Raw genomic sequence first — 12,411 nt, forward strand, 5'->3', positions numbered from 1 at the left:
GTGGCGTTGTACGGGCGGGCGTAGTTTAGCGGCGGCCGATGGGCCGTCAGGGAGCCTCGTTGGGCATGAAGAAGTACCTGATCATCGGCGCCTCGGCCTTTGTGCTCGGCGCGGGGTCCATGGCTTACGTGAACAGCGCCGTGCAGGCGGCTGCCCAGCCCAAGGCCCGCACCTACCAGATGCTGGAGCTGTTCGGCGACGTGCTCGACACCGTCGAGCGTCAGTACGTCACCGCGCCCGATGAGAAGAAGCTGATCGAAGCCGCCCTGCAGGGGATGGTCTCGTCGCTCGACCCGCACTCGGACTATCTGACGCCCGACAGCTTCGACGACATGCAGGACACCACCCGCGGCGAGTACGGCGGCCTGGGCCTGGAGATTTCCAGCGAAGAGGGCGTGATCAAGGTCGTCTCGCCGATCGACGGCACCCCGGCCCAGAAGGCCGGCGTCCAACCCGGCGACTACATCACCGCCGTCAACGGCACCAGCGTGCTCGGCCTCAGCGTCAATGACGCCGTCAAGCAGATGCGCGGCCCGGCCGGCGAGGCCGTGACCATCACCATCGCCCGCGAGAAGGTCGATCCGTTCGACCTGAAGCTGACTCGCGAAGTGATCAAGCCGAAGGCGGTGACCGCCCGCATGGAAGGCGACTACGGCTACGTGCGCCTGTCGGGCTTCAACGAGAAGGCCACCGACGAAGTCTCGGCCGCGATCAAGGATCTGCAGACCAAGAACCCCGGCATGAAGGGCCTGGTCTTCGACCTGCGCAACAATCCCGGCGGCCTGCTGGATCAGGCCGTGGGCGTGTCCGACCTGTTCCTCGACGGCGGCGAGGTGGTCAGCCAGCGCGGCCGCGATCCGCGCGACATCGAACGCTACAACGCTCGCCCGGGCGACATCACCCGCGGCCTGCCGATGACGGTGCTGGTCAACACGGGCTCGGCCTCGGCCGCCGAGATCGTCGCCGGCGCCCTGCAGGACCGCAAGCGCGCCTCCATCGTCGGCCTGACCAGCTTCGGCAAGGGCTCGGTGCAGACGGTGATCCCGCTGCGCGGCGGCGCCGATGGGGCTCTGAAGCTGACCACGGCGCGCTACTTCACGCCGTCCGGCCGCTCGATCCAGAAGACCGGCATCGAGCCGGACCTCGAAGTCGCCCAGACCCGCGATCAGGCGCAGGACATCGCCAACCGCGCCTACATGTCGGAAGCCAGCTTCCGCAACGCCCTCGACTCGCAGGACGGCAAGGAGCGTCGGGGCGTGCACATGCCCGCCGAGGCCCCGCCTCAGAGCTTCGACGAGAAGAAGGACTTCCAGCTGAGCCGTGCGCTCGACGTGCTGAAGTACGGCTCGGTCGAAGCCACGCCGAAGCTGCCGAAGCCGGCCGCCAAGATCGCCGAGGTGGTCGCCAAGGTGACCCCCGTGACCAAGGCTCCGGCGCCGGTCAGCAAATAGCCGCGCCCGAGGGGCCGCGAGGCCGGCGAAGCTTGATCCTCAAGCTTCGTTAACCATGATCGGCGAGGCTCGGACCATAAGTTTCGAGCCTCGCGCATGTTCTCCAAAAAGGTCCTCGTCCCCCACGCTCCCCGACCGGAGCCCACCGGTCCGGGCGTCGGCGCTCGCGCCGTGGCGCTGGCCCAGAACCCCTACGTGAGCGCGGGCGGGGCGGCCCTTCTGTTCCTGATCACCCTGGTCGCCCTGGTGGGTTTCACCGGCGACCCCGGCGCCGGCGCGCCGGTGCTGCGCGTGCCCTTGACCAAGATCGGCGCCGTCGACCACGCGCCCGTCGGCTGGCGCGAGGCCCTGGGCCACGAACCCCAGGGCGAGGCCGCCCTGACGCCCGACACCCTGGCCCTTTCGGATCACCCCATCGAAGGCCTGGGCGAGGCGGTGATCACCGTCGAGGACGGCGGCCACGCCGAGGCGGCGGCCCCACAGTTCGCCATGGGCGCCCCCCTGCCCGCCGCCCCGATCGCCGGCCTCTACGCCCCCGGCCCCGGCGGCGCGCCCCTGCCGATCATCGCGGCCGACGGCCGCACGCCGGCCCAGGCCTACGCCCGCCCCTTCGTCTCCAGCGGCGCGCCGAAGGTGGCCCTGGTGGTCGGCGGCCTGGGGCTGAACGCCCAGACCACCCGCGCGGCCATCGAGACCCTGCCGCCCGAGGTGACCCTCTCCTTCGCGCCCTATTCCGAGGGCCTGCAGGGCTGGATCGACATGGCCCGCGCCGCCGGCCACGAGGTGCTGCTCGAGACGCCGATGGAGCCGGCCGACTATCCGAGCAACGACCCCGGCCCCTACACCCTGCTGGTCGCCAACCGGCCGGACGAAACGGTGAAGAAGCTGGAGTGGCTGATGTCGCGCGCCACGGGCTACTTCGGCCTGACCAACTATCTCGGCGCTCGCTTCGTCGGCTCCGATCCGGCCATGGCCGCCTTCAGCGGCGCGGTCGCCCGCCGGGGCCTCGCCTTCATCGACGACGGCCAGGCGCGCCGTCGCGGCGGCCCCCTGAGAGCCTCGGCCGACCGCATCGTCGACGACCAGCTTTCGGCCGAAGCCATCGAGCGCCAGTTCGCCGCGCTCGAAGCCTCCGCCTTCGACAAGGGCCAGGCCCTGGGTTCGGGCTTCGCCTATCCGGTCACCATCAACGAAGCGGCGCGGTGGGCGCGCGGCGTCGGCCAGCGCGGCCTGCAACTGGCCCCGGCCTCGGCGCTGATCAAGAAGTAGCGGCCGTTGGGGCGACGGCGCTGGACATGCGCCGTCAGGGGGCTATCTGCGGCGCATGGATCTCGACCTGACCTCCTATCGGCCCAACGTCGGCGTGGCGCTGTTCAACCGTGACGGCCAGGTGTGGCTGGGCAAGCGCTTCCAGACCCCGGGGCCGTTCAACTGGCAGTTCCCGCAAGGCGGCGTCGACGCCGGCGAGGACCTGGAAGCGGCCGCTCGCCGCGAGCTCTATGAGGAGACGGGCGTGCGCTCGGTCACTCTGCTCGGCCGCACCGAAGGCTGGATCGTCTACGACTTCCCGCCCGGCCACAACGGCTCCAAGGCCGCCAAGGGATGGAAAGGCCAGCGCCAGGCCTGGTTCGCCTTCCGCTTCGACGGGACCGACGACGAGGTCGACCTGATGGCCCACGGCGAGCAGGAGTTCGAGGCCTGGCGCTGGGCGCTCATCGACGAGGCGCTCGACGAAGTGGTGCCGTTCAAGCGCGACGCCTACCGGCAGGTGATCGCCGCCTTCCGAGGTTTCGCCCGTTCATGAGCCCAAGACCATGAGCCGTGCGCCCACGCCGGTGGTGATGATCCATGGCGCCTTCTGCGGCGGCTGGACGTTCGACCGCTTCCGCGAACCTTTCGAAGCCGCCGGGCACAGCGTGATTGCGCCCGATCTGCCCGGTCACGCCCCTGGCGAGAACCCCGCCGGCCTTTCCATGCGCGACTATGCCGACGCCGTGGTTCACGCTTGCCGCGCCTGCACCGAACCGCCGCTGCTGGTGGGCCACTCCATGGGCGGCCTGGCCTCGGCCCTGGCGGCGACCCGCACGCCGCTGGCGGGACTGATGCTGCTGGCCCCCTCCGCGCCCTGGGGCGTCGCCGGCGCGAGCATGGAGGAGGCGGCCTCCGCCTTCGGGCTCTACGCCCTCGGCCCCTACTGGCTGCAGTCCATTCCGCCGGACCGCACCCTGTCGGACCAGTTCAGCGTCGACCGGCTGCCGGAGGCCGAGCGCGCCCGGCTGTTCGCCCGCATGACCTCGGAAAGCGGCCGCGCCCTGTTCGAAACGCTGAACTGGTGGCTGGACCCGATGATGACTACGCGCCTCGCGCCCTCGGCGGCGCCGACGCTGGTGGCGGCCGGGGGGCGCGACACCATCCATCCGCCGGCCACGGTGCGACAGACGGCCGAACGGCTTGGCGCCGAATTCCTGCTGTTCGAGGAGATGAGCCACTGGCTGCCCGGCGAGCCGGGTTGGGAGGCGGTGGCGGCGGCGGGGCTTGAGTGGCTCCGACGGCAGAAGCAGGCGGCCTGATCAGGCCCTCCGCTTCACGGCGATACGCAGCAAGCCAAACAGGGCGACCGCGGCCCAGGCCGCCTCCATCAGGAAGGAGGCGACATTGAAGTCATAGGCGAGGGAGATCAGAATCAGGACGGCGCCGACGAGGTTGAGCGTCAGCGCCGGCCATCGGGTCGGGTCCATTTTGCCGACGGCGCCGCCGGCATAGGCCACGAGGATCAGGCCGACGCCGAAGACGCCGACCTGATCGGGTATCGACATTACTGCGGGCGGTATTGGAACAGCAGTTCCGCCTGGTCGGCGTTCTTCAGCACCGGCTTGTCATCCACGGTGCGCAGCAGACCGACAGACATCGCCGTATAGGGCCCGGCGGTCTTGGTTTCCCAAGACAGGGTGGTGCGCTTGATCTTGCCGACCGGCGGCACGGCGTAGACGTTCTGCGATTGCATGATCGGGTCCTGGCGCGAAGCCCAGGCGTGCAGGCCGTTGGCGAAGGCCTGGCCGGTCTCGGCCGGGAAGTCGATCGTCAGGGTGCAGACGTTCGGGTTGGCGGCCGACTTCGGCTGAATGACGATCTGATAGGGCTTTTGGGCCATGGCCTTGGTCCACAGCTTCCGCCTCATGACGAAGCCGTCCGCCTTGGCGAGTTGGTTGAGGTCGCCGCCGGCGGTCGCCGGCCTGCAGACCTTCTCGACGGCTTCGATCACCGCGAGCGTCTGCGGATCGGTCGGCATCGGGGCCAGTTCCTGCGCCGGCGGGGCCGGCGGAGCTTCGGCGACCGGGGCGGCCGGCGGAGCCGCCATCGGGTCGGCGGCCGGGGCTTGGGCCGGAGCCGCAATCGGATCGGCGGCGGGCGCCGGGGCGGCAGGCGGCGCGACCGGCGGGGGCATGGCGGCGTCCTGCGCGAAGGCGGCGGTGGCGACCGCGGCGGCGGTCAGGCTGAGCAGCGCGAGGCGCATCGTGGTGTCTTCCCTAACTTGAACTGGGCCGTGGCATAAAAAGCCGACTGCCAACGGCTCGCAAGGCTTCTATCCGTTTTTTGCGGCGGCGTTGTGACTTCAGGCTGCTTCCGAGGCGTGTTCCGCCAGAATCGTCAGCCCTTGCGGGGTCACGTCGGCGAAACCACCCTGGATGTCGAAGGCGCGCACGGCGGAGCCGTCGCGAACGGTGACGCGGCCTTCCTTCAGGGCGGTCATGAACGGGGCGTGCCCGGCCAGGACGCCGAAGTCGCCCTCGGCGCCGGGGGCGTCGACCTGGTCGACCTCGCCCGAGAACACTTCACGCTCCGGGGCCACGAGGGAGAAATGCAGCTTGGCCATCAGTTCACCGCCTCCAACGCGGCGTCGATATCGTCATCGCTCTGCAGCTCCGTGCCGCAGAACGGGCAGAACTGGACGGTGAGGAGGAGCGCGCCCTCCTCGCCATCCTGTTCGATGCGCCCGGCGTTGAGCAGGATCAGCCCGCTCTCATGTTCGAATACGGCCGCGTCCTCGCCGCCTGTCGCCAGGACGGTTTCGAGATCTTCGCAGCAGTAGTTCGAGACGTCGTCGCCGAGATCAGACACTGAGCTTAGGCCGCCTCGGCCATCTTCTCGGCCTTGGCCACGACTTCGTCGAAGCCGCCGACCATGTAGAAGGCGCCTTCCGGATAGGCGTCGCCTTCACCGGCCACGATGCGCTTGAAGGACGAGATGGTCTCTTCCAGCGACACGAACTTGCCGGGGCTGTTGGTGAACTGCTCGGCCACGTGGAACGGCTGGCTGAGGAAGCGCTGGATCTTGCGGGCGCGGGCCACGGTCAGCTTGTCCTCTTCCGACAGCTCGTCCATGCCCAGGATGGCGATGATGTCCTTCAGCGAGCGGTACTGCTGGAGGATTTCCTGCACCTGGCGGGCGACGCCGTAGTGTTCTTCGCCGATCACCAGCGGGTCCATGATCCGGCTGGTCGAGTCCAGCGGGTCCACGGCCGGGAAGATGGCTTGGGCGGCGATGTCGCGGCTCAGCACGGTGGTCGCGTCCAAGTGGGCGAACGAGGTGGCCGGAGCCGGGTCGGTCAGGTCGTCGGCGGGCACGTAGATGGCCTGCACCGAGGTGATCGAGCCCTTGTTGGTCGAGGTGATGCGCTCCTGCAGGTTGCCCATCTCGGTGGCGAGCGTCGGCTGATAGCCCACGGCCGACGGGATGCGGCCCAGCAGGGCCGACACTTCGGCGCCGGCTTGGGTGAAGCGGAAGATGTTGTCGACGAAGAGCAGCACGTCCTTGCCTTCTTCGTCGCGGAAGTACTCGGCCTGGGCCAGGCCGGTCAGGGCCACGCGGGCGCGGGCGCCCGGCGGTTCGTTCATCTGGCCGTAGACCAGGGCGCACTTGGAGCCTTCGCCGCCGCCCGCCACGTTGACGTTCGACTCGATCATCTCGTGATAGAGGTCGTTGCCTTCGCGGGTGCGCTCGCCGACGCCGGCCAGCACGGAATAGCCGCCGTAGGCCTTGGCGATGTTGTTGATCAGCTCCTGCATGGTCACGGTCTTGCCCACGCCGGCGCCGCCGAACAGGCCGATCTTACCCCCCTTGGTGTAGGGGCAGAGCAGGTCGATGACCTTGATGCCGGTGACGAGCACTTCGGCCGAGGTCGACTGGTCGGCGAACGACGGGGCCTCGGCGTGGATCGCGCGGCGCTCGGTCGTGGCGATCGGGCCGGCTTCGTCGATGGGGTCGCCGACGACGTTCATGATGCGGCCGAGGGTGGCCGGACCGACCGGCACGCGGATCGAGGCGCCCGTGTTGACCACCGGCTGACCGCGGGTCAGGCCTTCGGTGGTGTCCATGGCGATGGTGCGGACCGCGTTCTCGCCCAGATGCTGAGCGACTTCCAGCACGAGGCGGAAGGTTTCGCCGGTGCGTTGGTCGACGTTGGTGGTTTCCAGCGCGTTGAGGATCGCCGGCAGGGCGCCGTCGAACTCGACGTCGACCACGGCGCCGATCACCTGAGCGATGCGGCCGGTCGCCACGGCGTTCGAGACGACCGGGGCGGCGGCGGTCGCCTTGGTGGTCTTCGGGGCGGCCGGCTTCTTGGCGGCGGCCTTCGGAGCAGCGGCGGCCTTGGGAGCGGCGGCCTTCACGGCGGCGGTCTTGGGGGCGGCGGCTTTCGGAGCCTTGGGGGCGGTGGCCATGTTCGTTTCTCGGTCTTTCAGACTGTCGTCAGGCTAAAATCAGATGGCTTCGGCGCCGGAGATGATCTCGATCAGCTCCTTGGTGATCTGCGCCTGGCGTGAGCGGTTATATTCGAGCGTGTAGCGGCTGATCATGTCGCCGGCGTTGCGCGTGGCGTTGTCCATGGCCGTCATCTGGCTGGCGTAGAAGCCGGCCATGTTTTCCAGCAGGGCGGCGAGGATCTGCACCGTGATGTTGCGCGGCAGCAGGGTCTCGAGGATGCCCTCTTCCGAAGGCTCGTACTCGTAGGTGGCGCCGCCGAGGTCGGTCACGGGAGCGCCGGCCTCGACCACGGCCGGGACCAGCTGCCTGACCGTCGGAGTCTGGGTGACCACCGACTTGAAGCGGCTGTAGACCAGGCTGACCACATCGGCCTCGCCGGCCTCGTAGAGGCTCATGACCAGATCGGCCACGGGCTGAGCCGTCGCCAGGGTCAAGGTTCGCGACGCCGAGAGGTCGAAGTTCTCGACCACCATGTCGCCATAGGGGCGACGCAGCTGGGCGGTGGCCTTCTTGCCGACGGCGATGATCTTCACCGTCTTGCCGGCGGCCTGCAGGCTGGCGATGTGCTCGCGCGCGGCGCGGATGATCGAGGTGGTGAAGCCCCCCGCCAGACCGCGGTCGGCGGCGGCGACCACCACCAGGTGGACCTGGTCGCGGCCGGTGCCGGCCAGCAGGCGCGGCGCCGCCGAGCCCGACACGCCGGACGCCAGGTTGGCGATCACGGCGGCCATCCGCTCGGCGTAGGGCCGGGCGTTCTGCGCAGCATCCTGGGCGCGGCGCAGCTTCGCCGCGGCGACCATCTGCATCGCCTTGGTGATCTTCTGCGTCGCCTTAACCGAGGCGATGCGGTTGCGCATTTCCTTTAGGCTGGCCATTCGGCGCTACCGTCTTTCGTGTCGCGTCGTCGGGGTCAGGCGAAGGTCGAGGTGAAGGCTTCCAGCGCGCTCTTCAGCTCGCCTTCCAGCTTGTCGTCCAGGGCCTTCTTGGTGCGGATGCCGTCCAGCAGGCCCTTGTGCTTGCCGTGCAGGCGGGCCAGCAGCTCGCTTTCGAAGCGGCCGACCGACTTGGTCGGGATGCCGTCGAGATAGCCGCGGGTGCCGGCGTAGATCACGCAGACCATCTCTTCGACGGCCAGCGGGCTGTACTGCGGTTGCTTCAGCAGCTCGGTCAGACGCTCGCCGCGCGCCAGCATCTTCTGGGTCGAGGCGTCGAGGTCGGAGCCGAACTTCGCGAAGGCGGCCATTTCACGGTACTGGGCCAGCTCGCCCTTAATCGGCCCGGCGACCTGCTTCATCGCCTTGATCTGGGCCGACGAACCCACGCGCGACACCGAGATGCCGACGTTCACCGCCGGACGGATGCCTTGGTAGAACAGGTCGGATTCCAGGAAGATCTGGCCGTCGGTGATCGAGATCACGTTGGTCGGGATGTAGGCCGACACGTCATTGGCCTGGGTCTCGATCAGCGGCAGGGCGGTCAGCGAGCCCGAACCGTAGTCCTCGTTCAGCTTCGCGGCGCGCTCCAGCAGGCGGGAGTGCAGGTAGAACACGTCGCCCGGATAGGCTTCGCGGCCCGGCGGGCGGCGCAGCAGCAGCGACATCTGACGATAGGCGACGGCCTGCTTCGACAGGTCGTCATAGATGATCAGGCCGTGCATGCCGTTGTCACGGAACCACTCGCCCATGGCGCAGCCGGCGAACGGGGCCAGGAACTGCAGCGGGGCCGGGTCCGAGGCGGTCGCGGCGACGACGATGGTGTATTCCAGCGCGCCCTTTTCCTCGAGGGTGCGGACGATCTGGGCGACGGTCGAGCGCTTCTGACCGATGGCCACGTAGATGCAGTAGAGCTTGGCGCTCTCGTCCTCGCCGGCGTTGACCGACTTCTGGTTCAGGATGGCGTCGATGGCGACGGCGGTCTTGCCGACCTGACGGTCGCCGATGATCAGCTCGCGCTGGCCGCGGCCGACGGGGATCAGGGTGTCGATGGCCTTCAGGCCGGTCTGCATCGGCTCGTGCACCGACTTGCGCGGGATGATGCCCGGGGCCTTCACGTCCACGCGGCGACGCTCGGTCGCCTGGATCGGGCCCTTGCCGTCGATCGGCTCGCCCAGCGGGTTGACCACGCGGCCCAGCAGGCCCTTGCCGACCGGCACGTCGACGATCTCGCCGAGGCGGCGGACTTCGTCGCCTTCGCTGATCGCGGCGTCCGAGCCGAAGATCACGACGCCGACGTTGTCGCGTTCGAGGTTCAGGGCCATGCCCTTCACGCCGGCGCTGGGGAACTCCACCATCTCGCCGGCCTGCACCTGGTCGAGGCCGTAGACGCGGGCGATGCCGTCGCCGACGCTGAGCACCTGACCGACGTCGGTGACGTCGGCGTCCTCGCCGAAGTTGGCGATCTGGGACTTGAGGATGGCCGAAATTTCGGCGGCGCGGATGTCCATGGTCTCTTACGCTCTCTTGAGGGCGAATTTCAGGGAGTCGAGCCGCGACTTCAGCGAGGCGTCGAACAGGCGGGAGCCGACGCGCACCTTCATGCCGCCGAGGATGGCGGGATCGACGCGCGTCGAAATTTCAGGGTCCTTGCCCAGGGCCGTGCGCAGAGCGGCGGCGACGCCCTTCTGCTGGGCCGGGGTCAGGGCGATGGCGGTGGTCACCTCGGCGGCGACGACGCCGCGACGCTTGGCCGACAGGGCCAGGAAGCCTGCGATGGCGCTTTGAAGAAGCGCGGCCCGGCCGTTGGCGGCCAGCACGCCGAGGAACTTGCGGGTCAGCGGCGACAGCTTGGCGCGCTCGGCCACGGCCGTCAGCCCCTTGGCGCGATCTTCGCTGGAGAAAGCCGGCGAGGACATCAGGCGGGCCAGGTCCTTGCTCTCCGCGAGCATGACCTTCAGCGACTTGAGATCCGCCTCCACGGCCGGAATTGCGCCGTTATCGTCCGCCAGGTCGAACAGGGCCTGGGCGTAGCGTTGGCCCGCGTCCGTCGCCTTGATGTCGTCAGCCACTCTTTTCAACCCGCCGGTGCGTTGCGCGAGCCGGCTCAGGAATCAACCTTCACCGACTTAAAGGCTTGAATGCGCTTGGGAAAGCACGCGGGCGATAAGGAGTTAGCTCCTCGGCCGCCCAAAGCCGCGCGCCTGATAGCACGCGCCCCTCGCGGTCGCAACAAAACGTCGAACTCCAGGGAATAAGCTCTCACACACCCGCCCGAGCCGGGGTGCGCGGGCCTATTTGGCCATGACGTCCTGGATCTTGATGATCGCCGGCCCGAGGATGACGATGAACAGCACCGGCAGGAAGAACAGGATCATCGGCACGGTCAGCTTGGCCGGCAGCGCCGCCGCCTTCTTCTCCGCCGCCGACAGCCGCAGGTCGCGATTCTCCTTGGCCATCACCCGCAGGGCCGAGCCCAGGGGCGTGCCGTAGCGTTCGGCCTGGATCATCGCCGTGGTCACCGACTTGATGCCCGGGTGATTGGTGCGGCGGGCGAGCCCGTCGTAGGCCAGGCGACGCTCGGGCAGATAGCTGAGCTCGGCGGTGAGCAGCGACAGCTCCTCGGCCAGTTCGATCGACTGCGAGCCGATCTCCTGGCTGACCTTCTGAATGGCGGCCTCGATGGACATGCCGCTCTCGACGCAGATCAGCAGCAGGTCGAGCGCGTCCGGGAAGGCCGAGACGATCGACTCGCGCCGCTTGGTGGCGACGTTGGTGATGTAGACGTTGGGGGCGTAGTAGCCGAGCGTCAGGCCGCCGACGCAGGCGGTGAACCGCGTCATCACCGGCAGGCCGAAATCGTTGATCACGAAGAGATAGAGCGCCACCGCCAGGGCGAAGGCGAACGGCATGACGAACCGGAAGAAGTAGAAGGTCGACACCGGCCTCGGTCCGCGGAAGCCGGCCTGGGCCAGCTTGTCCACCACCTTGGGGTCTTCCAGCAGCCTGGACAGCTGCAGGCGGTCGACCACCTGCTTGTAGAGGCCTTCGTCGGTGTGCCGCAGGCTGCTGCCCTTGGCGGCCATGGCCTGGCGCGAGCGCCGCCGCAGCTCTTCCCGACGGTTGGCCACCGACTTCAGCCGCCCTTCGAGATTGGTCTGGCTGAACAGCGGCGCGGCCAGGGTGACGATGGTGGCGAAGGCCACCAGCGCCACGAACCCCGTGAGCAGGTTGTCGGGGTCGGTCAGGAAGGTGACGAAGTCCACGACGCCTCCCCGCTCAGATCTTGAAGTTGATCATTCTGCGCATCACGAAAACGCCCATCGACATCATGCCGCCGGCGATCAGCAGCAGCAGGTGGCCGCGTGGATCCGAGAACATCGGCGCCATGTAGGCGGGGGACGTGATGGTGATCAGCAGCACCACGGCCGGCGGCAGCGAGCCGATGATGAAGGCGGAGGTCACCGCCTCGCTCGACATCGCCTTGATCTTCTCGCGCATCATGCGGCGCGCGCGCAGCACGCCCGAAAGGTTGCTCAGCGCCTCGGCGAGGTTGCCGCCAGACTTCTGCTGAATGGCCAGCACGATGGCGAAGAAGCGCACCTCGGGGGTGGGCATCCGCTCATACATCCTCTCGAGGGCCTGATCGTTGGTCATGCCCATGGCCATGTTCTCGGTCAGGCGGACGAATTCCCCGGCGAGCGGCTGGGGCAGTTCGCGGCCGATCATCTTCAGACAGTCATGCACCGGCAGGCCGGACTTGATGCCCCGGACGATGATGTCGATGGCGTCCGAGAAGCTGGCCGTGAACTTCTTGAAACGCGACTTGGCCATGAAGCCGATCACCCAGCGCGGCAGGCCCATCCCGGCCGCGAACCCCGCGCCCAGGGCGATCAGCGGCGCCTGCTTCAGGGCGATCGTGGCGGCCGCGACCACCAGCCCGAGGCCCCCGCTGATGATCCAGAACTTCTGCACGTCGGGCGCCAGGCCCGCCTGCTGCAGCTTGGCCGCGAGGGTCAGCGAGGCCTTCTTCGCCTGCTTCTCCTGGTCGCGCAGCGTCTTGACGATCTGCTTGCGGCGCTCCTCGGGGCTCACCGAGGCGCCCTTCACGCGCGCACGCGCGCGCGCAGCCGTTTCATTCGCCGCCACCAGGGCCTGGGCGCGCTTGAGCGTGCGGGCCTGCTGGGAGTCGCCGCCGGCGAAGGCGAAGCCCAGGCCGGCGATGGTGATGAACAGCAGAACCGCGGCGGCGATCGGGAGCATGG

At 68.6% G+C, this 12,411-nt stretch carries 14 protein-coding genes; 4 read left to right on the plus strand and 10 right to left on the minus strand.

Annotated features, from left to right (window positions below; all coding sequences use genetic code 11):
* Positions 1–65 precede the first annotated feature (65 nt).
* The 4 genes from ACFLIT_RS17590 (at position 66) to ACFLIT_RS17605 (ending at position 4,021) form a co-directional block, all read left to right on the plus strand.
* Positions 66–1,451, plus strand: a complete 1,386-nt coding sequence (locus ACFLIT_RS17590) for a S41 family peptidase (protein ID WP_479912565.1) — start codon at positions 66–68, stop codon at positions 1,449–1,451.
* 96 nt (positions 1,452–1,547) lie between these two features.
* Positions 1,548–2,720, plus strand: a complete 1,173-nt coding sequence (locus tag ACFLIT_RS17595) for a divergent polysaccharide deacetylase family protein (protein WP_479912566.1) — start codon at positions 1,548–1,550, stop codon at positions 2,718–2,720.
* A 55-nt stretch (positions 2,721–2,775) separates the two neighbouring features.
* The gene (locus tag ACFLIT_RS17600) at positions 2,776–3,255 is read left to right on the plus strand and encodes an RNA pyrophosphohydrolase (protein ID WP_479912567.1); all 480 of its coding nucleotides are present in this window, start codon (positions 2,776–2,778) and stop codon (positions 3,253–3,255) included.
* Positions 3,256–3,265: 10 nt separating this feature from the next.
* Positions 3,266–4,021, plus strand: coding sequence for an alpha/beta hydrolase (locus ACFLIT_RS17605; RefSeq protein ID WP_479912568.1), 756 nt, complete (start codon positions 3,266–3,268; stop codon positions 4,019–4,021).
* On the opposite strand, the gene ACFLIT_RS17610 is transcribed toward ACFLIT_RS17605, so the two are convergent.
* From ACFLIT_RS17610 to ACFLIT_RS17655, 10 genes are all read right to left on the minus strand, one after another.
* Positions 4,022–4,267, minus strand: a complete 246-nt coding sequence (locus ACFLIT_RS17610; protein ID WP_479912569.1) for a CBU_0592 family membrane protein — start codon at positions 4,265–4,267, stop codon at positions 4,022–4,024.
* On the minus strand, positions 4,267–4,965 hold the full coding sequence (locus ACFLIT_RS17615) for a hypothetical protein (RefSeq protein WP_479912570.1): 699 nt from the start codon (positions 4,963–4,965) through the stop codon (positions 4,267–4,269). The genes ACFLIT_RS17610 and ACFLIT_RS17615 overlap by 1 nt, the downstream gene beginning before the upstream one ends.
* A gap of 99 nt (positions 4,966–5,064) precedes the next feature.
* A complete protein-coding gene (locus tag ACFLIT_RS17620; protein WP_479912571.1) occupies positions 5,065–5,325 on the minus strand; it encodes an ATP synthase F1 subunit epsilon in 261 nt (86 codons plus the stop codon).
* Positions 5,325–5,570 carry a hypothetical protein gene (locus ACFLIT_RS17625; RefSeq protein ID WP_479912572.1) on the minus strand — a complete coding sequence of 82 codons (246 nt, stop codon included), beginning with the start codon at positions 5,568–5,570 and terminating at the stop codon, positions 5,325–5,327. The genes ACFLIT_RS17620 and ACFLIT_RS17625 overlap by 1 nt, the downstream gene beginning before the upstream one ends.
* Before the next feature lie 5 nt (positions 5,571–5,575).
* Positions 5,576–7,171 (minus strand): F0F1 ATP synthase subunit beta, encoded by a 1,596-nt coding sequence (gene atpD, locus ACFLIT_RS17630; RefSeq protein ID WP_479912573.1) that lies wholly within the window; start codon positions 7,169–7,171, stop codon positions 5,576–5,578.
* A 39-nt stretch (positions 7,172–7,210) separates the two neighbouring features.
* Positions 7,211–8,089, minus strand: coding sequence for a F0F1 ATP synthase subunit gamma (locus ACFLIT_RS17635; RefSeq protein WP_479912574.1), 879 nt, complete (start codon positions 8,087–8,089; stop codon positions 7,211–7,213).
* A 35-nt stretch (positions 8,090–8,124) separates the two neighbouring features.
* Positions 8,125–9,657, minus strand: a complete 1,533-nt coding sequence (gene atpA / locus ACFLIT_RS17640; RefSeq protein ID WP_479912575.1) for a F0F1 ATP synthase subunit alpha — start codon at positions 9,655–9,657, stop codon at positions 8,125–8,127.
* A 6-nt stretch (positions 9,658–9,663) separates the two neighbouring features.
* Positions 9,664–10,218, minus strand: coding sequence for a F0F1 ATP synthase subunit delta (locus ACFLIT_RS17645; RefSeq protein WP_479912576.1), 555 nt, complete (start codon positions 10,216–10,218; stop codon positions 9,664–9,666).
* 222 nt (positions 10,219–10,440) lie between these two features.
* Positions 10,441–11,412, minus strand: coding sequence for a type II secretion system F family protein (locus ACFLIT_RS17650; RefSeq protein WP_479912577.1), 972 nt, complete (start codon positions 11,410–11,412; stop codon positions 10,441–10,443).
* A gap of 13 nt (positions 11,413–11,425) precedes the next feature.
* On the minus strand, positions 11,426–12,409 hold the full coding sequence (locus ACFLIT_RS17655) for a type II secretion system F family protein (protein ID WP_479912578.1): 984 nt from the start codon (positions 12,407–12,409) through the stop codon (positions 11,426–11,428).
* Between the last annotated feature and the right edge of the window lie 2 nt (positions 12,410–12,411).

Source organism: Caulobacter sp. HJHS_5 (assembly GCF_056683955.1).